Origin of the sequence: Ruegeria aquimaris (assembly GCF_025751555.1) — a bacterium.
Classification (GTDB): Bacteria; Pseudomonadota; Alphaproteobacteria; order Rhodobacterales; family Rhodobacteraceae; genus Ruegeria_B; species Ruegeria_B aquimaris.
Genome location: NZ_JAOWLB010000010.1, coordinates 19847 through 42290, shown reverse-complemented (window position 1 = coordinate 42290; position 22444 = coordinate 19847). Strand labels below are relative to the sequence as shown.

Here is a 22444-nt window from a genome sequence, read left to right as displayed (position 1 = left end):
ATTGTTTCAAATTGCGTCGGCGTCCGAATGAAAAGCTTTCAGGCAATGTATAACTATTTGATTTAAATACAATTTTTCGAAAAATCAAAAAGTGAACTCTGGTGTTACCTATTGTTTTTGAAAGGTATTTTGAAAGAAATGACGCGAGCATTACAGGAGGTAAAAAAACGGAAAATATTGATACGGTTGCATCTGCAACTGATTTTTGATCAGTGGCTGATATTTCAATGTCAAAAAATAACCACAATGAACCAGATTTATTGACTATTTGTTTGGTCGCCCGAATGCGCGTTGACTGCGCCCAACCAATGAAAGGGGTGACTGTGACATTAACTGAATTGTGCTTGCGCTTGTCTGCGATTGCACTCGCAGCAATTGTGGTCTGGGGAAAATACCGTGGCTGGTTTTGAGGCAAGTTCCTCCGAATCGTCCGCCATTCTGATTGTGGCCGATCTGCCTTCGTCGCGGAGAGTTTGTTCGTGTCCCGCGACGGATCGTGTGATTGCAAATACCATCGGTCGGGGTGCGATGCCATTGAGAGTAGGAGAGACATCACAGCGGTCCCATGATCTGACCGTTGAAGCCGAAGATGCGACGGTTCCCGGATACCGGGATCAGCTGCACCTCGCGGCGCTGACCCGGTTCGAACCGGACGGCAGTGCCCGCGGCGATATCCAGCCGCATGCCCCGCGCCGCCCCGCGATCGAAATCCAGAGCCGGGTTGGTTTCGGCAAAATGATAGTGCGACCCGACCTGAACCGGGCGGTCGCCGGTGTTGGCGACCATCAGGATGGTCGCGGTCCTGTCGGCGTTCAGTTCGATGTCGCCGGGGGCCGGGATTACCTCGCCCGGGATCATCTTGTGGCCTTCAGCCAGGCCAGCAGGGCCAGGCCACATGCGATCAGGCCCAGCGACACGGCGAGCCAGTCGCCGGAACCGTGCGGATGCAGGTGCACGCCGTCATGTGCCATTGCAGGGGCGGCGATCAGGGTCAGTGGCAGGGAAAGCATGGTCTTCATCTGGGGTCTCCTCAGCGGATCGGTTGGTGAACGGTGACAAGCTTGGTGCCATCGGGAAACGTGGCCTCGACCTGCACCTCGGGGATCATGTCGGGCACACCCTCCATGCATTGGGCGCGGCGCACCACCTGGGCGCCTGCTTCCATCATGTCGGCGACCGAGCGGCCGTCGCGGGCGCCCTCGACCACCGCATCGGTGATCAGGGCGATGGCCTCGGGATAGTTGAGCTTGACGCCGCGCGCGAGGCGGCGGCGCGCCACCTCTGCCGCCATGGCGATCAGCAGTTTGTCTTTTTCGCGCGGGGTCAGTTGCATGTCAGATCATCCAGGGTCGGGGCAGGGCGTTGCGGGTCAGGCGGTTGAGGATCGGAACCAGCGTGCGGCGCAACAGGAAACTGTCCGGGGCCAGCAGGCGCATCAGCAGCATGTCCTCGCCCACCAGGCTGGCGCCGCCCGTGGCGGGTAGCGCGGCCCGTACCGGCGCCAGATGCGCGGCCGCATCAGGCCCGATCAGCACGAGGCTGGCCATCGCTCCGGCAGCTGCGGCCACGTGCGGCCGGGCCAGATGATCGGCGACATTGCCATCAAAGTGGAGCGCATCAAGATGCGCGATCCTGCCATCGCGCCGGATCTCGATCCGGTCGCGGAACTGCGCGCCGGTCAGGGTCTCGCCCATCGCCGCGCGACCGAAAACCAGCGATTCCACCATCAGCAGGCGGGCATCCCCGGCCATGTCGATCCGCAGGTTTCGCCGGATCGCGCAGCCATTGAACAGGATGGTCTCTTGCGGCACCCAGTTCAGATGCGCGCGCTCGGCCAGGGTCAGGCGGGTGTCGATCCGGCCCGGCGCGGCGCCCCGGGCGCGGTAGGCCCGTTCGGCCGCCTGGGTGGTCAGGGTCGCCGCGGCGCCCGGCCCGACCTCGGCGCGCAGGGAAAACCGGTCGCCACCGGTGACGCCGCCCGCCGTATTGACCAGAACCGCTTGCAGCGTGCTGTCGTCGCGCCGCGGGAACAGCAGCTTGAGCGATCCGGACTGGCGCAGGCCCTCCAGCTCGCTGAGCCCAGCGTGTGTTTGCACCGACAGAAAGGCCTGCCCGATCGCGCGGGGCTGCGCATCGCCGGAGCGGTCCGGGTGTATGTGCTGCGCTGCGGTAATCTTGGCCTCCGTCTGCGGCGTTCTTTGCTCAAAGAGACAGCACAGTGTCGGTCCGGTGTCAGGGATGCAGGCTGTTTTGCATTGGCCAACCGCTGGATTTGCACGGAAATTGAGCGAATTGCATGGCGTTGGCCTAAAAATCCGGCAACTGGCTTTGGGGTGGGGGGAAAGCTACATCCCAGTGTTGCGATTCATGCTGCGATGCAGAACCGATAAGCCACCCAAGGCGCAAAAGGCCGCGCCGCAAACGGGTGTGTGGCGACCAGACGAATTGGAGCTCTGACCGGCCGCCACACGGGTGCAACGATTTGTTGCAGGGGTCACCTAGGTCGATTTGCCCTTTTCGGCAAGGCCCGGATGCGCGCCCCTGCGAGGAGAAACATATGACTCATCTTAAATCCTCTCTCGCAACCGCCGCTCTGCTCGCCGGGTTTGGCGCCCCGGCCCTGGCGGCAGATTGCCCGGTCAAGGTCGGCGTGCTGCATTCGCTGTCCGGGACCATGGCGATTTCGGAAACCACGCTCAAGGACACCATGCTGATGCTGATCGAGCAGCAGAATGCCAAGGGCGGCTTGCTGGGCTGCGAGCTTGAAGCGGTGGTGGTCGACCCGGCCTCGGACTGGCCGCTCTTTGCCGAAAAGGCGCGCGAGTTGCTGACCGTGCACAATGTCGACGTGATCTTTGGCAACTGGACCAGCGTCAGCCGCAAGTCGGTCCTGCCGGTGATCGAGGAACTGAACGGCCTGCTTTTCTATCCGGTGCAGTACGAGGGCGAGGAAAGTTCGAAGAACGTGTTCTATACCGGGGCTGCGCCGAACCAGCAGGCGATCCCGGCAACCGATTACTTCCTCGAGGAACTGGGGGTCGAGAAATTCGCGCTGCTGGGCACCGACTATGTCTATCCCCGCACCACCAACAACATCCTCGAATCCTATCTCAAGCAAAAGGGAATCGCGGATTCGGATATCTTTGTGAACTACACGCCCTTTGGCCATTCCGACTGGTCCAAGATCGTGGCTGATGTGGTCGCCCTTGGCGCCGATGGCAAGAAAGTGGGCGTGATCTCGACCATCAACGGCGACGCCAATATCGGGTTCTACAAGGAACTGGCGGCGGCCGGCGTTTCGGCGGATGACATCCCGGTGGTGGCCTTCTCGGTGGGCGAAGAGGAGCTCTCGGGTCTCGACACCACCAACCTCGTCGGGCATCTCGCGGCCTGGAACTATTTCCAGTCGGCCGATACCGAGATCAATGCCGATTTCGTCAAGGCGTGGAAGGCCAAGATGGGCGAGGACCGCGTGACCAACGACCCGATGGAGGCCCATTACATCGGCTTCAACATGTGGGTGAACGCGGCCACCGCCGCAGGTTCCACCGATGTGGATGCCGTGCGCACCGCCATGTACGGGCAGGAGTTTCCGAACCTGACCGGCGGCACCGCCGTCATGCTGCCGAACCACCATCTGGCCAAGCCGGTGCTGATCGGCGAGATCCAGGCCGATGGTCAGTTCGATATCATCAGCCAGACCTCCGAAGTGCCCGGCGACGCCTGGACCGACTTCCTGCCGGAATCTGCGGTGCTGATGTCGGATTGGAAGGATCTGGGCTGTGGCATGTACAACACCCAGACCAAGACCTGCGTCCAGACGCTGTCCAACTACTGAGCCAGACAGAGGGGAAGGGGCGTTCCGCCCCTTCCGACCCACAGGCGGAAATCAAGACATGACAAGACTGATGATCGCGCTGGCGGCGCTGGTGCTGTTCTGCGCGCAGGCCATGGCGCAAGAGACCACGGTACAAAGCGTGCTCCAGGCGCATCGCGAAACCATCGAGAAGGGCTCGCGCACATCGATCGGTTCGGCCATCGACGCAATCGCCGCCAGCGGGCTGCCGCAGGCGCAGGAGGTGCTTCAGGTCTGGGCCGCCAAGGAGATGTGGCAGCGCAGCGATGACGGTCTGTTCTATCGCGGGACAGAGAAACCCGCCCGCCAGGTCGAGCTTTTCGATTTCGACACCGGACAAAGCTTTGGGACAGTGAGTCGCGACGAACTGAGCCAGATCAAGCCTAACAGCGGCGTGCGGGCGATGATTGGCACCGCCCTGGTGCAGTTTCAATTGTCAGACCCCGATCCCACCCGCCGCGCCGAAGCGCTGGATGCGATCCAGCGCAGCCCCGGAGCCGATTTGCTGGCGCCTCTGCGCGCGTCGATCCCGGCAGAGCCGGACACTGCCCTGAAAGCCCGCAAGATGCGGGTGGAACGCCTGTTGACCATCGCCTTCGATCCCGACGAGCCGTCCCGGATCGCCGCGATAGAGGAGATGTCGGGCGATCTTGGCGTCGACATGCGCGCGACACTCAATCCGCTGCTGGTCACCCGAATTGCGCTGGCCGAAGGCTTGCCAGAGACCGCAAACATCCGGCGCGAGGTGAAACCGGGCGATCCCGCGCTGGGCGTAGCAGCCGCCTATGACATGCTGATTGCCGCCGGACAGGCGCAACCTATCCCGGATAATGAGGCGCGCAAGGCGCTGTTGATCGCGAACATGGTCGATGGCCAGGTCGCCGGCGTTCCAGTCCACCGCCTCGATAGTCAGGAGGCGCGCGACGCGGCCTATGTGCAATTGGCGCAGGCCGGGTTGGTGCCGCGTTGGTCCACCGCCGAGGCGCCCGAGGTGGTGGTGACCCGGCACCGGTTTGTCGAGGTCTATTCCGAACCCTCCGCCGCCGTTACCGAAGCCGCCGAACAGGCGCTGGCCGAAATCGAGAGGCGCGTCGGCCTCAATCAAGCCATCGACCTAGGGCTGGATGCACTGTCGCTGGCCTCGATCTATTTCCTCGCCGCCATCGGGCTGGCGATCACCTTTGGCGTCATGGGGGTGATCAACATGGCCCATGGCGAGTTCATCATGATGGGGGCCTATACCGGCTATATGGTGCAGCAGGTGATTGCCGATCACACCCTGTCGATCCTGGTGGCGATCCCGCTGGCCTTTGCCGTCACCTTCGCCGCCGGTGTCACGATGGAGCGGCTGGTGATCCGACACCTCTATAACCGGCCTCTGGAGACGCTGCTCGCGACCTTCGGCATCTCGATCGCCTTGCAGCAACTGGCCAAGAACATCTTTGGCACGCAAGCGCGTCCGTTGACCGCGCCGGGCTGGCTGGACGGCGCCTGGGTGCTGAACGACGTGGTGTCGATCAGCTATATCCGCATCGCTATCTTTGTCCTCGCGCTGATCTTTCTGGGTCTCTTCCTGTTCATCATGCGGCGCACCCGGCTGGGGCTGGAGACCCGCGCCGTCACCCAGAACCCGCGCATGGCGGCGTCGATGGGCATCAACCCCGACCGTATCAACATGCTGACCTTTGGCCTCGGCTCCGGCATCGCCGGGATTGCCGGGGTGGCCATCGGCCTCTTTGCCAAGGTCACATCGGAACTGGGCAGCGACTACATCGTGCAAAGCTTCATGACCGTGGTGGTGGGCGGTGTCGGCAATATCTGGGGCACGCTGGCCGGGGCCGCGATGATCGGCACGCTGCAAAAGGGGATCGAATGGCTGAACCCTTCGAACACCCTCGCGGCGCAGACCTACATGATCATCTTCATCATCATCTTCATTCAGTTTCGGCCGCGGGGGATCATCGCCCTCAAGGGCCGCGCGGCGGGGGATTGACGCCATGAGAAACAGCTTTGTCGCGCGTCACCCGTCGGTGCTGGCCTTTCTTGCGCTTCTTGCCCTGTTCACCCTGGGCGTCAGCGTCCTGTCCGAAGGCTTTGGCATCGGCCTGATCTCCACCAGCTTCGTCAAGACGCTGGGCAAGACGCTCTGCCTGTGCCTGATCGCGGTGGCGATGGACCTGATCTGGGGCTATTGCGGCATTCTCAGCCTTGGTCATTTCGCCTTTTTCGGGCTGGGCGGCTACATGATCGGCATGTGGCTGATGTATGAGCGCACCCGGCTCATCGTCGAAGGCTCGCTGGCACAGGGTGCGCTGCCGCCCACGGAACAGGAGGTCGTGGATGCCATCGGCACTCAGATCTTCGGCGTGGTCGGTTCCTCGGATTTCCCCCTGGTCTGGGCCTTTGCCGACAGCCTGATCCTGCAACTGGCCATGGTGGTGCTGGCCCCCGGTCTGCTGGCGCTGGTCTTTGGCTGGCTCGCCTTCCGCAGCCGGGTGACCGGCGTCTACCTGTCGATCCTGACCCAGGCGATGACACTGGCGCTGGCGCTGTACCTGTTCCAGAACGACAGCGGGTTGCGCGGCAACAATGGCCTGTCCGGATTGCAGAACCTGCCCGGCGTAGAGGCGCCGCAAGCGGTGATCAGCCTGTGGTTCTTCTGGGCCTCGGCGCTGGCGCTGGGCCTGGGTTACCTGCTGGCCGCCTGGATCGTGTCGGGCAAGTTCGGCTCGGTCATCCGCGGCATTCGCGACAACGAGGCGCGGGTGCGGTTCCTCGGCTACTCGGTCGAGACCTACAAGCTTGCCGTCTTTACCCTGACCGCCTGTATCGCCGGGATCGCAGGCGCGCTCTACTACCCGCAGGCAGGTATCGTGAACCCGGCCGAGATCGCGCCCATCGCGTCGATCTACCTTGCCGTCTGGGTCGCCATCGGCGGGCGCGGTCGGCTTTACGGCGCGGTGATCGGGGCGGCCTTCGTCAGCCTTGTCTCGTCGTGGTTCACCGGCGGGCAGATCCCCGACCTTGTGTTGGGTCCGCTGACCATCAAATGGGTGGACTGGTGGACCATCGTTCTGGGTCTCTCCTTCGTGCTGGTCACACTCTTCGCGCCCTCGGGCATCGGCGGGCTGTTCGATCTCTGGCAGGGCAGGCGTCCTCCCGACCGGCATGGCGCCGATCTGGGTCCCGATGCGGGCGCCCTGCGCGAACGGGAGGCCACGGAATGAGCACACTTCTCGAAGTTTCCGGCGTCTCGGTCAGTTTCGACGGATTCAAGGCAATCAACAACCTGTCCTTCCGCATCGGCCAGGCCGAAATGCGGGCGGTGATCGGCCCCAACGGGGCGGGCAAGACCACCTTCATGGACATCGTCACCGGCAAGACCCGGCCCGACGAGGGCCGGGTGCTCTGGGGCGAGCGCAGCTTGTCGCTCTTGGGCCTGTCCGAGGCACAGATCGCCCGGGCCGGGATCGGGCGCAAGTTCCAGAAACCCACCGTGTTCGAGGATCAGAGCGTGCACGAGAACCTGCTGATGGCCCTGCAAGGTCCGCGTGGGCCGTGGTCTGTCCTGTTCTATCGCCCCAACGCGGCCCACCTTGCGCGGGTCGGGGAACTGGCTGCCGAAATCGGCCTTGGTGACCATCTGCCCCGCAAGGCGGGTGAGCTGTCGCACGGGCAGAAGCAATGGTTGGAGATCGGCATGCTGCTGGCGCAGGATCCGCGCCTGCTGCTGGTCGACGAACCCGCCGCAGGCATGACCCCCGAGGAACGCGAACACACCACCGCCATTCTGGTCGAGGCGGCAAAGACCCGCGCCGTCGTGGTGGTGGAGCATGACATGGAATTCGTACGGCGGCTGAACTGCAAGGTGACCGTCCTGCACGAAGGCGCGGTTCTGGCCGAGGGCAGCCTTGATCACGTGACCGCCGACAAGCGGGTCATCGACGTTTACCTGGGACGCTGACAGATGCTGAAACTTGACGATATCACCCTGCATTACGGCCATTCGCGCATTCTGGACGGTATCTCGATGGAGGCCCGCGCGGGCGAGGTGACCTGCCTGATGGGATCGAACGGGGTGGGCAAGACCAGCCTGATCAAGGCGATTGCGGGCACCCATCCGCGCTCGGGCGGGCAGGTGACGCTGGATGGCGAGGCGCTGGGCGTGCTCCCCGCCCATGCCATGGCGCGCAAGGGCGTGGCCCTGGTGCCGCAGGGGCGCGAGATCTTTCCGCTGCTCAGCGTGCGCGAGAACCTTGAAACCGGGTTTGGCTGCCTGCCGCGCGCCGATTGGCAGGTCCCCGAAGAGATGTTCCAGCTTTTCCCGGTCCTCAAACAGATGCAGAACCGGCGCGGCGGCGACCTGTCGGGCGGTCAACAGCAGCAACTGGCCATCGCGCGGGCCCTGATCACCCGGCCAAAGCTCTTGCTGCTCGACGAGCCGACCGAGGGGATCCAGCCCAATATCATCCAGCAGATCGGCGAGGTGATCGCGCATCTGCGCATGCAGGGCGGCATGGCCATCATGCTGGTCGAACAGTTCTTCGACTTTGCCTATGGGCTTGGGGACAGTTTCGTGGCGCTCAAACGCGGGCAGGTCTGCCTGCGGGGCCGGGCGGGCGAGGTCGCGCGCGACGATCTGCTGGCCGCCGTCTCGGTCTGACTAGCGCCGTTTGCGCCGTTTCCAGCGGCGATAGAGGTCGACATCCATCGCCGCCACCATGAATCCCAAAGGGATCATCCAGAAGCCGAGCACAGGCAGAAAGCCGAACACGCCACCGACCATCAGCAACGCGCCCAGCACAATCCGCAATCCGCGCGGCACGTTGCGGCGGATGCGTTGCAGCACCGGGCGCAGGCGCATGCGCAGGGCGATGCGCCGCTGGTGCCAGTCGCTCAATCCTCCATCGCCTCCAACTCGTCGATGAAGCCCGAGATCATGTTCAGCCCCTTGTCCCAGAACTTCGGGTCCGTCGCGTCAAGGCCGAAGGGCGCCAGAAGCTCCTTGTGGTGCTTGGAACCGCCCGCCTTCAGCATCTCGAAATAGAGATCCTGGAATCCCGGCTTGCCCTCGGCATAGACCGAGTAAAGCGCGTTCACCAGCCCGTCGCCGAAGGCGTAGGCATAGACGTAGAAGGGCGAGTGCACGAAATGCGGGATATAGGCCCAGAAGCTTTCATAGCCTTCCATGAAGTCGAATGCGGGCCCAAGGCTTTCGCCCTGCACGCTCATCCACAACGCGCCGATATCCTCGGGCGTGAGTTCCCCCTGGCGGCGGGCGGCGTGCAGCTTGCATTCAAAGTCATAGAACGCGATCTGGCGCACCACCGTGTTGATCATGTCCTCGACCTTGCCCGCCAGCAGCACCTTGCGCTGTTTCTGGGTTTCGGCCTTTTCCAGCATCTTGCGGAAGGTCAGCATCTCGCCGAACACGCTTGCGGTCTCGGCGAGCGTCAGCGGGGTCGAGCTGAGCATTTCGCCCTGACCGGCGGCCAGCACCTGATGCACGCCATGGCCCAGTTCATGGGCCAGTGTCATCACGTCGCGCGGCTTGCCCAGATAGTTGAGCATCACATAGGGGTGCACCTCGGTCACGGTGGGATGGGCAAAGGCGCCCGGCGCCTTGCCGGGTTTGACGGCTGCGTCGATCCAGCCCTTGGAGAAGAAGGGCGCGGCGATTTCCCCCATGCGCGGGTCAAAGGCCTCGTAAGCCTCCATCACCATGCGCTCGGCCTGCGCCCAGGGGATGGTGCGGGTGTCTTCCATCGGCAGCGGCGCGTTGCGGTCCCAGACCTGCATACGGTCCAGCCCCAGCCATTTGCGTTTGAGTTCGTAATAGCGGTGGCTCAGCTTGGGATAGGCGGCAACCACCGCCTCGCGCAGGGCCTCGACCACTTCGGGTTCCACATCGTTCGACAGGTGCCGGCCGGTCTGGGCGCTGGGCATCTTGCGCCAGCGGTCGATCACTTCCTTTTCCTTGGCGGCGGTGTTGTGTACGCGGGCGAAGGTCTTGATGTTCTCGCCAAAGACGCGCGCCAACTCGTGGGCGGCGGCCTCGCGCTTGTTGCGGTCCTGCTCGGTCAGCAGGTTCAGCGTGCCCTCGATGTTCAGCTCTTCGCCGTCGATGTCAAAGGTGAGCCCGGCGATGGTCTCGTCGAACAGCCGCTCCCAGGCGTCGCCCACCACGCCCAGATCGTGCAGGAACCGTTCCAGCTCGTCGCTCAGCTGATAGGGTTTCATTGCGCGGATGCGGCGGAACACGGGCGCATAGCGCGCCAGTTCGGCGTTTTCTGCAAAGCGGGCGGCCAGAGCGTCATCCTCGATCCGGTTCAACTCCAGGGTAAAGAACACCAGCGGCGTGGTGAAATTGGTGATCTTTTCCTGGCAGTCGGACATGAACTTGGCCCGGCCCCCGTCGATGGTCAGCTGGTAATAGCGCAAGCCTGCAAAGGACATGATGCGGCCCGCGATGGCGCTGATCTTTTCGTTACGCTGCACACAGGTCAGCAGGGCGGCCGCATCAAGATCGGCCAGCTTGCCCTCGTAATCGGTGGCGAATGCGGCGCATTCGGTTTCCAGCCAGTCGAGGTCGCGCTTCAGTTCCGGCGCATCCTCGCCGGAATAGAGGTCGCTCAGGTCCCATTCGGGCAGGTTGCCGAGATCCTTGGAACCGGAACCGGCATTGGCGTCGCGAAGGGGAAAGGGCAGGTGGAACATGAGAGCCTCGTCATTTCTGGTTGCCTCACACTTAAGGAGCATGGCCGCCCGCCGCAACCGGCAACGCGGCTCAGGTGCCGGGCGGGTCGAGCAACTGTTTGAGATCCTCCAGCCGGTTGGCCTCGGCCGCGGGCTTGTCGCGCCGCCAGCGCAGCATGCGCGGAAAGCGCAGGGCGATACCGGATTTGTGGCGCGGGCTTTGCTGGATACCCTCGAATGCGATCTCGAACACCAGCTCTGGCTTCACCTGCCGCACCGGACCGAACCGTTGCAGCGTATTGCTGCGCACCCAGGCGGTGATCTCGCGAAACTCGGCATCGGTCAGGCCGGAATAGGCCTTGGCAAAGGGAACCAGCGCATCGCCATCCCAGACCGCAAAGGTGAAATCGGTGTACAGCGTGGCGCGCCGCCCATGGCCCGCCTGCGCATAGATCATCACCGCATCCACCGTATGGGGGTCAAGCTTCCATTTCCACCAATCGCCCTTCTTGCGCCCTGCATGATAGGGACTGGCGACCCGTTTCAGCATCAAGCCCTCGGCTTGGCGGTTGCGGGCCTCGGTTCGGATATCCGCCAGCGCCTGCCAGTCGTCAAAGCCTACCAGCGGCGAGGGGCGCACCGGCGCATCCGGGGGCAGGCCACTCAGCGCGCGGTCCAGCAGCGCGCGCCGTTGTACAAACGGCGCCGACCGCAGGTCGCGGCCCTGCCATTCCAGCAGGTCATAGGCCAGCAGGATTACCGGCGCCTCGGCCAGCAGTTTCTTCGGCACGCTCTTGCGCCCGATCCGGCGTTGCAGCGCCGCAAAGGGCAGCGGCGCGATACCGTCCCAGGCCAGGATCTCGCCATCCAGCACCGTGCCCGGCGGCAGGAAATCGAGCGCCCGCGCCAGTTCGGGAAAGCGGTCGGTCATCAGCTCCTCACCGCGCGACCAGACGAAATGCCGCCCCTCGCGCAGGATCAACTGGCCGCGTATGCCGTCCCATTTCCACTCGGCGCGCCAGTCCTGCGGCGGGCCCAGATCGTCCGGCGCGCTCTCCAGCGGATGCGCTAGGCAGAACGGATAGGGGCGCGAGGCATCGGCTCCACCATCCTCCGCTTCGATCAACCGCTCCCAGCTTGTCATCTCGGGCGACCAGCTTCCCATCAGTCGATGCGCCAGCTCTGCCGCATCGTGGCCTGTCGCCTGTGCCAGCGCACGGGTCATCAGCTTCTGGCTGACCCCCACGCGGAACCCGCCGGTGACCAGCTTGTTGAACAGGAAACGCTGCGCGGTGTCGAGCTCGGCCCAGGCCTGAAGGATCGCGGCCCGGCGGGCCGCCTCCGGCTGCCCGGCCAGGTCGCGAAGCAACGCCATCCAGCCCGACAAAGATCGCCGGGACAGGCGATCCGGCGGCGGCAGGATCAGCGCGATGGTCTCGGCCAGATCGCCGACCACGGGATAGCTCTCTTCGACCAGCCACAGCGGCAGCGCTGCCGCCTCCGCCGCCCAGTTGCGCAACTCGGTGGTGGTGACCGCCCGGCGCGGTCTGCGACCCGAGAAGAGCGCCACTGTCCACAGCCGGTCCAGCGGTTCCGCCTCGGCGAAATAGGCGGCCAGCGCGTTGACCTTGTCGGTCGTGCGTGTGCTCTGATCGAGCGCTTCGAAAAGGTGGGCGAACCGGATCATTCAACCTGCGCCTCGTCGCCTGTGAACCGGGTTGGGACGATATCCGCATCCAACCCTCTCGACCTGAGCCATTGCGTAAAGACTTCGGTGTAACCATGCGTTACAAATATCTTTTCCGCACCACTCTCCTTCACCGCCGTGTTCAGCCCAGGCCAATCGGCATGATCGGACAGGACAAAGCCCCGGTCCATCGCCCGCCGTCGCCGCACGCCGCGCAGCATCATCCAGCCGCTGGCGAAGCCGGTCGAGACAGGGCCGAACCGCCGCATCCAGGCACTGCCAAGCGCCGAGGGCGGCGCCAGGACCAGCGCCCCACCATGCGCGCGCGGGTCGGTCTCGGGCGTCACCGCCACCGTCGGTGGCAGGCTATACCCCTGCGCACGCAGAACCGAAGTGGCCGTTTCAATCGCGCCATGGGTCAGGAGCGGACCGATGCCGGGGTCCAGCATCGACAACAGCCTCTGCGCCTTTCCCAGCGCATAGGCACCCAGCACCGGCGTCCGGCCCGCCGCGACACTGTCACGCCACCAGTCGTTCAGGTCCCGCGCCACCTCCGCCGGATCGGGCCAGCGAAACACCGGCAGGCCGAATGTGCTTTCGGTGATGAAGCTGTGGCACCGCACCGGCTCGAACGGCTCGCTCAGCCCGTCGGGTACGGTCTTGTAATCGCCCGAAACTACCCAGATCTCTCCGGCCACCTCGATCCGGATCTGCGCCGACCCCGGCACATGTCCGGCAGGATGAAAGGAAACCAACGCATCGCCGATGCGCAGGCGCGCGCCATAAGAGACGGTCTCGAGCATGATATCGCCCAGACGCTGGCGCAGAATGGGCGCCGCACCGGTGGTGGATAGATAGCGGGAATGGCCGGGGCGGGCATGATCGGCATGGCCATGAGTGATCAGCGCCCGGTCGACCGGGTGCCAGGGGTCGACGTAGAAACCGCCCGCCGGGCAATAGATGCCCCGTTCGGTAAACTCAAGAACCGGATCGCGCGCCATGCGGCAAGTCTAGCCCGAAGCCGGGCGGATGCCAGAGCACGTCACGGGCGGCCCAAGAAAATTCGTCGAATTTTCTTGGCTGGCGCGCGCGGAGAGCGGATTAGCCGGCGGCCCGGAAATGGGCCGCCAGCCGATCATAGACCGGCCCCCGCACTGCGGGCGCCTCCATCAGAACCTCGTGCTCGCCACCGGGAATTTCCACCAGCGCTCCACCCGGCCAGGCCGCCATGCGTCTGCGGATCGCCTTGCGGTCGACGATTTGCTCATGGCTGCCCAGATAGGTCAGGCAGGGTAGGGCAGGCGCGGCGCGCGCTGCCAGCAGGCGGCATTCATTCAGGGCCTCGCGCAGCCAGATATTGGTCGGCGCCCCCAGCGACAGTTCGGGATAGGCGGCCAGTTGATCGCGCATCATCTGGTACATCGCCGGGTCGCGGGTCAGGCTGTTGCCCTCGAACTCTTGCACGACCACATAAGGCTCGGGCGAGGTGGTGGCCGGGTTCTTGTGCCCCATCCCCAGCACCGGCGCCAGGGTCGAGGTGACCCAACTCAGGGGTTTCATCACCGGGGTAAAGAAGATGCCCCACATCGGCCCGGTAAAGGCGCAGGCCACCACCGGTAGCCCCTCCATCACCGCGCGCAGGCCGATGGCGCCGCCCATCGAATGACCGATCACGAACCACGGGCGCGGCAGCTCCAGCGCCGCGGCCAGATCGACCACCGCCGCGACATCGCGCTGATAGTCCGGGAAAGACACGACATGGCCCAACCGCCGGTCGTCCAGCAACCGGTCAGCCAGCCCCTGTCCGCGCCAGTCCACCGCCAGCATGGCCAGGCCGCGCCGGGTAAACTCGCGCGCGGCATCGCCGTATTTCTCGACATATTCGGTGCGCCCGGGAAACAGGAACACGGTGCCTTGCACCGTGCCCTCGGGCCGCCAGTGGCCGACCCGGATGCGAATGCCGTCATCGGTACGCAGCCAATGCGCCGCCCCGCCGGGCGGTCCGCCGGCCACATCCTCGAACAGCGGGGCCGGCGACAGGTCCATCAGGCCAGCGCCGAGGCCAGTTGCATGGCGACACCCATGTCGCCGTCGATGGTCAGCTTGCCCGACATGAACGCGCCGGTCGGGTTCATCTCGCCGCTGATGATCTGCTGGAAGGTGTCGGCATCGGCCGACAGGGTCACATCCGCATCCTCGTCGCTGATCCGCGCGCCGCTGGCGTCCAGCACGATCGAACCCACTTCGGCGATCGCGAACTTGGCCGACGAGGCAAAGCCCGCGCCGCTCATCTTTTGGTTCAGCTCGGCCACGGCCTGGTCAAGAATTTCGCTCATCTTCATCCTCGTTTCGTGACATTGTCCGTGATTGGACAACGGCGCATACCGCGCTAATGTGAGATTTGTTATGACAACTGCGCCACTCAATCTCAAAGGTATCGTCGCGGCAATCGGGCTGCTAGTCGCGATTTCCGGCAGCCTCGCTGCGCAACAGGCCGATTCCAGCGACGAAACCGCGTTGCTGGCGGAACTGGCACAGGCCGATACCACGCGCGCGCGCCAGCTCGACCGGCAATTGCAGGCGCTCTGGGCGAAATCCGGCTCACCCTCGGCCGATTTCCTGCTCAAACGTGGGCGCGACGCGCTCGAGCTACATGACTATGGCGCGGCAATCGAACATCTCACGGCGCTGACCGATCATGCGCCGGATTTCGCCGAAGGCTGGCATGCCCGCGCCTCGGCCTATTTCGCGGTCAATCTCTTCGGGCCCGCCATTGCCGATCTCGAACATGTCCTGGCCCTGAACCCGAACCATTATAACGCGATCTACGGTCTGGGCCTGATGCTCGAAGCACTGGACCGGCCCGAGGCGGCCTTTGCCGCCTATTCCCGCGCGCTGGCTATACATCCCCATCACGAGGAAGTAACCAGTGCCGTGAATCGGCTGAAGCCCCGGATCGAGGGCCAGGCGCTCTGAAGCAGGCCAGGGGCAGGGGGCAGACAGGTGAACGGATCCTCGCGGATCGTGGCCGTTCTTGGCCCGACCAACACAGGCAAGACGCATTACGCGATCGAACGGATGCTGGGGCACCGGACGGGGGTGATCGGCCTGCCGCTGCGGCTGCTTGCGCGCGAGGTCTATGACCGTATCGTGGGCCTGCGCGGGCCGTCGGTCGTGGCGCTGGTCACCGGCGAAGAGCGGATCGTGCCGCCGCGCACGCAATACTGGGTCTGCACGGTCGAGGCGATGCCCGAGGGCATGGGCGCCGATTTTGTCGCCATCGACGAAATCCAGCTCTGCGCCGATCCCGAACGCGGCCATGTGTTCACCGACCGGCTGCTGCGCGCGCGGGGTCTGCATGAAACCCTGTTCCTGGGCTCGGACACCATGCGCGGGGCGATTGCCGCGCTGGTGCCTCAGGCGCAGTTCATGCGCCGCGAGCGGATGAGCCAGTTGGTCTATACCGGCTCGAAAAAGATCACCCGGATGCCGCCACGCAGCGCCATTGTCGGCTTCTCGGTGGAAAACGTCTATGCCATCGCCGAGCTGATCCGCCGGCAAAAGGGTGGTGCTGCCGTGGTGATGGGGGCGCTCAGCCCGCGCACCCGCAATGCGCAGGTGGCGCTCTACCAGAATGGCGAGGTCGACTATCTGGTCGCCACCGACGCCATCGGCATGGGGCTGAACCTCGATATCGACCATGTGGCCTTTTCCAGCTTGTCCAAATTCGATGGCCGCCGGATGCGGCAACTGGCCCCGAACGAGCTGGCCCAGATCGCGGGCCGGGCCGGGCGCGGCATGTCCGACGGTACCTTTGGTGTCACCGGCGAGGCGCGGCCGCTGGACGACGGCATGGCGCAGGCGATCATGGAGCATCGCTTTACCCCGCTCAAGAAGCTCAACTGGCGCAACAGCGACCTCAGTTTCGGCACGGTCGAGGCGCTGATCCGCTCACTCGAACAGCCCCCCGTCGGCGAGGATCTGCTCAAGGCGCGCGAGGCCGATGACCTGATGGCGCTGAAATCGCTGGCCCAGATGCCCGAGGTGATGGCCCGCGCAAGCTCGGGCCAGGCGGTGCGGCTCTTGTGGGATGTCTGCCGGATTCCCGATTTCCGCGGCATCTCTCACGCCGAACATGCCGGGCTTTTGCAGGTGATTTACGAGCATCTGCATGAGCACGGTCATATCCCCGACGACTTCATCGCGCGCCAGATCCGGCGAATCGACCGGACCCATGGCGACATCGACGCGCTGTCGAAACGGCTGGCATATATCCGGACGTGGACATATGTCGCGCAGCGGAACGGCTGGGTTCGTGACGAAACCCATTGGCGCGAGGAAACCCGCGCTGTAGAAGACAGGGTGTCGGACGCCCTCCATGAACGTCTGACGCAGAGATTTGTGGACCGGCGCACCAGCGTGCTGCTGCGCCGGCTCAAGCAGAAGGAGGCCCTTTTGGCCGAAGTGAACGACAAGGGTGAAGTGACCGTCGAAGGCGAATTCGTCGGACGTCTGGAAGGGTTCCGGTTCAGCCCGGACAAAAGCGCGCAGGGCACCGAAGCCAAGGCGCTAAAAGCCGCGTCGATGCAGGCGCTGGCGCCGCAGTTCCATCTGCGAGCGGACCGCTTCTATAACGCGCCCGATACCGAGATCGACTTTACCGAACAGGGCGGGCTGATGTGGGGCGAGAACGCCGTCGGCAAGCTGGTGGCCGGGGCCGATGCGCTGAAACCTCAGGTCGAGGTCTTTGTCGACGAGGTCGCCGGACCGGATGTCGAACAGAAGGTCCGCCGCCGCCTGCAACATTTCATCGACCGCAAGGTGGCCGCGCTGTTCGAGCCGCTATTGGCGCTTTCGCGCGACGAGGCCCTGACCGGGCTGGCGCGTGGCTTTGCCTTCCGCATGGTCGAGAATTTTGGCATCCTGCCGCGCGCCGATGTGGCGCAAGAGGTCAAGGATCTGGATCAGGAGGCGCGTGGCGCCCTGCGCAAGCATGGCATCCGTTTTGGCCAGTTCACCATTTTCATGCCGCTCCTGCTGAAACCGGCGCCGACCCGTCTGCGCCTGGTGCTCTGGTCGCTGGCCAACGGGCTTCAGGAATTCCCCGAGGCACCGCCGCCGGGTCTGGTGACGGTGCCCTCGGTCAAGGATGCCGAGCCGGGCGTCGACACCATGTGCGGCTACCGGATGGCGGGCGAACGGGCGGTGCGCATCGACATGCTGGAACGTTTGGCCGACATGCTGCGCGCCAAGGACAGCCGCGCCGGGTTCGAGGCGACGGCGGACATGCTGTCGATCACCGGCATGACGCTGGAACAGTTCGCCGACCTGATGCAGGGGCTGGGCTATAATGCCGAGCGCGGCGAACGGGCCAAGGTCAAACCGGGCACGCCGGATACCGCGCCCGAAGCAACTGCCGAAGCCGCCGTCGAGCCCGCAGCAGAGCCGACGACAGCGGAGCCGGTCGAGACCGAACCGGTCGAACCCGTAGCCGCAGAGGCCGAAGCCGCACCCGCCGATGCGGCGGCTGCCGAAGAGCCCGAGGTCGAGGTCTTCTACACCTTCACCTGGGCCCGCACGCGCCCGCAGGGCCGTGGCCCGCGCCGCGAGCCGCGCGGCGAAGGCCAGCCCCGACCGCAGGGCGAGGCCCGCCAGGGCCGCCGCGACAAGCCGCAGGACAAATCCCGGGGCAAGGCCAAGGACGGCGAACGCCGCCGCGATGGCAAGCCGTATGGCGGCAAGGGCGGCAAACCGGCTCAGCAGGGGGCCAAGACCTATTCCTCGCGCCCGCCGAAAAAGGAAAAGGCCATCGACCCCGACAACCCCTTTGCCGCGCTGCTGGCGCTCAAAGAGGGCAACTGACGACGGATGGTCGACCAGCCGTCCAAGATGCGGATCGACAAATGGCTCTGGCACGCGCGTTTCTTCAAGACGCGCGGGCTGGCGGCGGAGGCGGCCGGAAACGGCCGCACGCGCGTCAACGGCAGCCGGATCTCGAAACCCGCCCATGCGGTGGCGCCGGGTGATGTGCTGACCTTTGTGCAGGCGGGCAATGTCCGGTTGATCCGGGTCGAAGCGCTGGGAACCCGGCGCGGCCCGGCCAGCGAGGCGCAGACATTGTACCGGGATCTGGACGAAAACCGGGACACTCCCCCTGCGACGGACTAAAGAACGAAACCGCGTCGTCCCTCCGTGGCAAAGCCGCGCATTTCCGGTCTTTCCGTCGCGGAGCAGGGGCGATCCTGACTTGAAGAATGGTCCGCTGTGATTTAGCTAGTCCGGCAAACGAGAAGTGGATTTCTGCCCATGACCTACGTCGTCACCGAGAACTGCATCGCCTGCAAATACACCGACTGCGTCGAGGTCTGCCCGGTCGACTGTTTCTACGAGGGCGAGAACACGCTGGTCATCCATCCCGACGAATGTATCGACTGCGGCGTCTGCGAGCCGGAATGCCCCGCTGACGCGATCCGTCCCGATACCGAGCCGGGGATGGAGCCTTGGGTGGAGTTCAACCGCAAATACGCCGAGCAATGGCCGGTGATCGTGACCAAGAAAGACCCGCTGCCCGATGCAGAGTCGCGGGACGGCGAAGAGGGCAAGATGGAGAAGTATTTCTCCGAGGCGCCGGGACAGGGCGGCTGACCCCCAGGTGATTCGCAGTGCCGCGCCGCCCCGCGCGCGGCTATGCACTGGCAACATGCTGAAATTGCAGTGCAAACATAGCTCTCTTTAGGGTGCATCTTTCAGGATGCCCATTTTTATGGTATGCTTCCTGCCGAAGTAACGCAAAGAACTGGGATGGGACCCAAAAGCCAGGGTGCTTTTGGCAGAATTCGATTGTGACAGTATCAACCCGCTATCGGGGACGCAGTTGCCCCGCGCGTGGTTTTTTGTCGCCGCAAACCCGGTTCGCAACCTAGGAAAGATCTGAATGACCAAGTCGAAGAAGCTCGAGTTCCGCCCCAATGATTATGTGGTCTATCCCGCGCATGGCGTTGGCCAGATCATCTCCATCGAGGAGCAGGAAGTCGCCGGGTTCAAGCTCGAGCTGTTTGTGATCTCCTTCGAAAAGGACAAGATGACCCTGCGGGTTCCGACCAACCGGATCACCGAATCTGGCCTGCGCTCCCTCAGCTCGCCGGACGTGATCAGCCAGGCCATGAAGACGCTCAAGGGCAAGGCCAAGGTCAAGCGCGCGATGTGGTCGCGCCGCGCCCAGGAATACGAGCAAAAGATCAACTCGGGCGACCTGATCTCGATCGCCGAGGTGGTCCGCGACCTGCACCGCACCGACGATCAGCGTGAGCAGAGCTATTCCGAGCGTCAGCTCTACGAGGCCGCGCTGGAGCGTCTCACCCGCGAAGTGGCCGCCGTGTCGGGCGCCGACGAGATCGCCGCCGCCAAGCAGGTGGATGACGTCCTGACCTCGCGCGCCGCCTGATCGGCACGCTGCAAGGCATTCGGGGCCGTCCTTCGGGGCGGCCCTTTTTGCATTCACCTAACCCCTTGCACAACATGCGTCCGTCGGTCTTTGATGGGCTGCCAAAGGGGACAACGGCGACATGCGCGCACTAAAGCTGTGGGTTCGAAGACTCTATGTCGGACGCAACCGGGCGTCGGTTCGGTTTCGCTATGCGTTGATCCTGTTCGATCTGGTCACGATCCTGTTCTTTGTTGCCACCGCCTACATGGTGCACGGACCGGTCCTGACGGCGATCAGCGTTTTTGTGGGCCTCGTGATCCTCGCCGATTTCCTGGCCCGGCTTTGGATCGCACGCAGCAGGCGCGAGTTTCTGACCCGGATCTATACGCTGGCCGATATCGTGGTCATCCTGTCGCTGTTGCTCGATCCGTTCCTGACGCAGAGCCTGGCCTTCCTGCGCATCCTGCGGGGGATGCGCCTGATCCACTCCTATCACCTGCTGCACGACCTGCGCCGCGACAGCCAGTTCTTTCGCACCCGCGAGGATGCCATCATCGCCGCCGTCAACCTTCTGGTCTTCATCTTCCTGACCACAACGGCGGTTCTGGTGTTCTTCATCCCGCCCGGCAGCAGCGAGACCCCCTATATCGACGCGCTCTATTTCACCATGGCGACGCTGACCACCACCGGGTTCGGCGACATCACCCTGTCGACACCTGCGGGCAAGCTGTTTTCGGTCTTTGTCATGGTGGTGGGTGTGGCCCTGTTCGTCCGGCTGGCCACCGCGATCTTCTCGCCGCAAAAGGTGCGCTACAAATGTCCGGGATGCGGGCTTTATCGGCACGATCCCGATGCGGTGCATTGCAAGCATTGTGGCGGGCTGATCAATATCGAAACCGGCGGTGTCAACTAAGCTGAGCCGCCAGCGCCAGCAGGAACACGATCTCGGCCAGTTGCTGACTGGCGCCCAGGATGTCGCCGGTCTGTCCACCGATCTTGGCCTTTGCAAGCGCGCCAAGCCCAAGAACCGCGACGGCGGACAGCAGCGCCGGACCCAGCCCGGCGGCTCCCATGACCGCGACGACCAGCGCCGCCGCCAGCGCAAGCCCCAGCCCCACCGCCTGCGGTGCGGGCCGTCCGACCGACTGGCTCAACCCCGCACCGCGCGCATTGGGCAGGGCGGTCATTACGACCGGCATCAGCGCGCGCGACCAGATCGCGGCAGCCAGCAGCGACCAGAGCGCGCCAGCGCTCACCAGCGCCGCAAGGGCCGACAATCGCAGCAATTGCGACAGGATCAGCGCCAGCACGCCATAGGTGCCGATATGGCTGTCCTTCATGATCTCCAGCCGCCGCTCGGCGGTGAACCCGCCCCAGAGACCGTCGGCCGTATCGGCCAGCCCGTCCTCGTGCATGGCGCCGGTGACCATCACCGAGACGGCCAGCATCAGACCGGCTGCGATCCAGGCGGACAGCCCGACCGCCTGTGCCAGCCAACCGGTGACACAGATCAGGGCACCCACGGCCAGCCCGGCCAGCGGAAACGCCCAGATGGCGGCTGCCTGCCGTGCAAACACGGAATCCGGCAGCCGGGGCAGCGGCAACCGGGTCAGCAGCACCAGCGCCAGCAGCGGATCCCAGGGGGAAATGCCCGTGATGTCGTTTTTGCGCACCTCTCCGCCTTTCAAGGTCTTGTCGCACCGGATGCAACGGTTAAACACGGGCGGACCCCAGTTGCAAAGAGGCTTTCCATGCTGCCGACCCTTACCGATCTCGACCAGTTCCGTGACCTGCTGGTGAATGCGCCCGGGCCCGACAGCGCCGCCCGCGCCGGGGCCGAGGCCCGCAACGGCCAGCTTACCAAACCGCCCGGCGCGCTGGGACGGCTCGAGGATGTGGCGATCTGGTATGCCGGCTGGCGCGGCGATGCCCGACCCCGGATCGAGGCGCCGCAGGTCATCGTCTTTGCCGGCAATCACGGGGTGACGGCGCAGGGCGTCTCGGCCTTTCCGGCCGAAGTGACGGTGCAGATGGTGATGAATTTCGAACATGGCGGTGCCGCCATCAACCAGTTGGCGCGCGCCGCCGGGGCGCGGATGGATGTGCACGCGCTGGAACTGGACCGCCCGACCCAGGATTTCACCCAAGCCCCGGCGATGACCAAGGCCGAATTGCTGACCGCGCTGCAAACCGGCTGGGCCGCCGTCGATCCGGCGGCCGATCTGCTGGTGGTGGGCGAGATGGGCATCGGCAACACCACCCCTGCGGCGGCCATCGCGCATGCGCTTTACGGCGGTACGGCGGGTGACTGGACCGGGCGCGGCACCGGGGTCGACGACGCAGGGCTCGCCAACAAGACGCGGGTCGTGGCCGAGGGCGTTGCCCGGCATACCAGCCGCGACGGGCTGGAGGTGCTGCGCTGCCTGGGCGGGCGCGAGCTTGCCGCCATGGCCGGTGCCATCGCCGCCGCCCGCCAGCTGCGCATACCGGTGATCCTGGACGGGTTCATTTGCACCGCGGCAGCGGCAACGCTGGCGGCGGTCGCGCCGGACGCGCTCGATCACGCGATCGCAGGCCACCAAAGCGCCGAGGGCGCCCATGGCGCGCTGCTTGCCAAGCTGGGCAAAGAGGCGCTGCTGTCGCTTGGTCTGCGGCTGGGCGAAGGCTCGGGTGCGGCGCTGGCGATCAACATCGTCAGAAGCGCGGTGGCCTGCCATTCCGGCATGGCCACCTTTGCCGAGGCGGGTGTCTCGGACGGCTGACCGCCGTCCGCTCAAGC

General features: G+C 64.6%; 24 protein-coding genes. 13 read left to right on the top strand and 11 right to left on the bottom strand.

Annotated features, from left to right (window positions below; all coding sequences use genetic code 11):
* Positions 1 to 212: 212 nt before the first annotated feature.
* Entirely contained in the window at positions 213 to 410 is a 198-nt protein-coding gene (locus OE747_RS14300; protein ID WP_263829250.1) for a hypothetical protein, read from the top strand.
* A 142-nt stretch (positions 411 to 552) separates the two neighbouring features.
* Here the strand turns inward: OE747_RS14300 and OE747_RS14295 are convergent, their stop codons facing one another.
* The 4 genes from OE747_RS14295 to OE747_RS14280 are packed head-to-tail and all read right to left on the bottom strand — an operon-like array spanning position 553 to position 2096.
* Positions 553 to 858 carry an urease subunit beta gene (locus OE747_RS14295; RefSeq protein WP_263829249.1) on the bottom strand — a complete coding sequence of 102 codons (306 nt, stop codon included), beginning with the start codon at positions 856 to 858 and terminating at the stop codon, positions 553 to 555.
* Positions 855 to 1019: a hypothetical protein gene (locus OE747_RS14290; protein ID WP_263829248.1), complete on the bottom strand. Its 165-nt coding sequence runs from the start codon at positions 1017 to 1019 to the stop codon at positions 855 to 857. The genes OE747_RS14295 and OE747_RS14290 overlap by 4 nt, the downstream gene beginning before the upstream one ends.
* A gap of 11 nt (positions 1020 to 1030) precedes the next feature.
* Positions 1031 to 1333, bottom strand: coding sequence for an urease subunit gamma (locus tag OE747_RS14285; RefSeq protein ID WP_263829247.1), 303 nt, complete (start codon positions 1331 to 1333; stop codon positions 1031 to 1033).
* 1 nt (position 1334) lies between these two features.
* Positions 1335 to 2096, bottom strand: coding sequence for an urease accessory protein UreD (locus tag OE747_RS14280; protein ID WP_263829246.1), 762 nt, complete (start codon positions 2094 to 2096; stop codon positions 1335 to 1337).
* A gap of 461 nt (positions 2097 to 2557) precedes the next feature.
* Between OE747_RS14280 and urtA the strand changes: the two genes are divergently transcribed.
* The 5 genes from urtA to urtE are packed head-to-tail and all read left to right on the top strand — an operon-like array spanning position 2558 to position 8519.
* The gene (gene urtA, locus OE747_RS14275) at positions 2558 to 3838 is read left to right on the top strand and encodes an urea ABC transporter substrate-binding protein (protein WP_263829245.1); all 1281 of its coding nucleotides are present in this window, start codon (positions 2558 to 2560) and stop codon (positions 3836 to 3838) included.
* Positions 3839 to 3896: 58 nt separating this feature from the next.
* Positions 3897 to 5849 carry an urea ABC transporter permease subunit UrtB gene (urtB, locus tag OE747_RS14270; protein ID WP_404818321.1) on the top strand — a complete coding sequence of 651 codons (1953 nt, stop codon included), beginning with the start codon at positions 3897 to 3899 and terminating at the stop codon, positions 5847 to 5849.
* A 4-nt stretch (positions 5850 to 5853) separates the two neighbouring features.
* Positions 5854 to 7083, top strand: coding sequence for an urea ABC transporter permease subunit UrtC (urtC, locus tag OE747_RS14265; RefSeq protein WP_263829244.1), 1230 nt, complete (start codon positions 5854 to 5856; stop codon positions 7081 to 7083).
* Positions 7080 to 7820, top strand: coding sequence for an urea ABC transporter ATP-binding protein UrtD (gene urtD / locus OE747_RS14260; RefSeq protein ID WP_263829243.1), 741 nt, complete (start codon positions 7080 to 7082; stop codon positions 7818 to 7820). The genes urtC and urtD overlap by 4 nt, the downstream gene beginning before the upstream one ends.
* Positions 7821 to 7823: 3 nt before the next feature.
* The gene (urtE, locus tag OE747_RS14255; RefSeq protein WP_263829242.1) at positions 7824 to 8519 is read left to right on the top strand and encodes an urea ABC transporter ATP-binding subunit UrtE; all 696 of its coding nucleotides are present in this window, start codon (positions 7824 to 7826) and stop codon (positions 8517 to 8519) included.
* On the opposite strand, the gene OE747_RS14250 is transcribed toward urtE, so the two are convergent.
* The 6 genes from OE747_RS14250 to OE747_RS14225 all read right to left on the bottom strand — a co-directional run bounded on the left by OE747_RS14250 (position 8520) and on the right by OE747_RS14225 (position 14575).
* Positions 8520 to 8756 carry a hypothetical protein gene (locus tag OE747_RS14250; protein ID WP_263829241.1) on the bottom strand — a complete coding sequence of 79 codons (237 nt, stop codon included), beginning with the start codon at positions 8754 to 8756 and terminating at the stop codon, positions 8520 to 8522. It abuts the gene before it with no gap.
* On the bottom strand, positions 8753 to 10573 hold the full coding sequence (locus OE747_RS14245) for a M3 family oligoendopeptidase (protein ID WP_263829240.1): 1821 nt from the start codon (positions 10571 to 10573) through the stop codon (positions 8753 to 8755). The genes OE747_RS14250 and OE747_RS14245 overlap by 4 nt, the downstream gene beginning before the upstream one ends.
* 70 nt (positions 10574 to 10643) lie before the next feature.
* Positions 10644 to 12239 (bottom strand): ATP-dependent DNA ligase, encoded by a 1596-nt coding sequence (locus OE747_RS14240; protein WP_263829239.1) that lies wholly within the window; start codon positions 12237 to 12239, stop codon positions 10644 to 10646.
* A complete protein-coding gene (locus OE747_RS14235) occupies positions 12236 to 13240 on the bottom strand; it encodes a ligase-associated DNA damage response exonuclease (RefSeq protein WP_263829238.1) in 1005 nt (334 codons plus the stop codon). Before OE747_RS14235 ends, OE747_RS14240 begins: the two co-directional genes overlap by 4 nt.
* Positions 13241 to 13340: 100 nt before the next feature.
* Positions 13341 to 14285 carry an alpha/beta hydrolase gene (locus OE747_RS14230; RefSeq protein WP_263829237.1) on the bottom strand — a complete coding sequence of 315 codons (945 nt, stop codon included), beginning with the start codon at positions 14283 to 14285 and terminating at the stop codon, positions 13341 to 13343.
* Positions 14285 to 14575, bottom strand: a complete 291-nt coding sequence (locus tag OE747_RS14225) for an SCP2 sterol-binding domain-containing protein (RefSeq protein ID WP_263829236.1) — start codon at positions 14573 to 14575, stop codon at positions 14285 to 14287. Before OE747_RS14225 ends, OE747_RS14230 begins: the two co-directional genes overlap by 1 nt.
* A gap of 70 nt (positions 14576 to 14645) precedes the next feature.
* Here OE747_RS14225 and OE747_RS14220 point away from each other — a divergent pair, with 70 nt between their 5' ends.
* The 6 genes from OE747_RS14220 to OE747_RS14195 all read left to right on the top strand — a co-directional run bounded on the left by OE747_RS14220 (position 14646) and on the right by OE747_RS14195 (position 20578).
* Positions 14646 to 15215 (top strand): tetratricopeptide repeat protein, encoded by a 570-nt coding sequence (locus OE747_RS14220; protein ID WP_263829235.1) that lies wholly within the window; start codon positions 14646 to 14648, stop codon positions 15213 to 15215.
* A gap of 27 nt (positions 15216 to 15242) precedes the next feature.
* Positions 15243 to 18101: a helicase-related protein gene (locus OE747_RS14215; RefSeq protein ID WP_263829234.1), complete on the top strand. Its 2859-nt coding sequence runs from the start codon at positions 15243 to 15245 to the stop codon at positions 18099 to 18101.
* Positions 18102 to 18107: 6 nt separating this feature from the next.
* Positions 18108 to 18407 carry an RNA-binding S4 domain-containing protein gene (locus OE747_RS14210; RefSeq protein ID WP_404818320.1) on the top strand — a complete coding sequence of 100 codons (300 nt, stop codon included), beginning with the start codon at positions 18108 to 18110 and terminating at the stop codon, positions 18405 to 18407.
* A gap of 138 nt (positions 18408 to 18545) precedes the next feature.
* A complete protein-coding gene (gene fdxA, locus OE747_RS14205; protein WP_164129382.1) occupies positions 18546 to 18884 on the top strand; it encodes a ferredoxin FdxA in 339 nt (112 codons plus the stop codon).
* A gap of 289 nt (positions 18885 to 19173) precedes the next feature.
* Positions 19174 to 19683, top strand: a complete 510-nt coding sequence (locus OE747_RS14200) for a CarD family transcriptional regulator (protein ID WP_164129380.1) — start codon at positions 19174 to 19176, stop codon at positions 19681 to 19683.
* 121 nt (positions 19684 to 19804) lie between these two features.
* Positions 19805 to 20578: a potassium channel family protein gene (locus OE747_RS14195; protein ID WP_263829233.1), complete on the top strand. Its 774-nt coding sequence runs from the start codon at positions 19805 to 19807 to the stop codon at positions 20576 to 20578.
* On the opposite strand, the gene cobS is transcribed toward OE747_RS14195, so the two are convergent.
* Entirely contained in the window at positions 20571 to 21338 is a 768-nt protein-coding gene (gene cobS, locus OE747_RS14190) for an adenosylcobinamide-GDP ribazoletransferase (protein WP_263829232.1), read from the bottom strand. The genes OE747_RS14195 and cobS overlap by 8 nt on opposite strands.
* Before the next feature lie 78 nt (positions 21339 to 21416).
* Between cobS and cobT the strand changes: the two genes are divergently transcribed.
* On the top strand, positions 21417 to 22427 hold the full coding sequence (cobT, locus tag OE747_RS14185; protein ID WP_263829231.1) for a nicotinate-nucleotide--dimethylbenzimidazole phosphoribosyltransferase: 1011 nt from the start codon (positions 21417 to 21419) through the stop codon (positions 22425 to 22427).
* Positions 22428 to 22444: the final 17 nt, after the last annotated feature.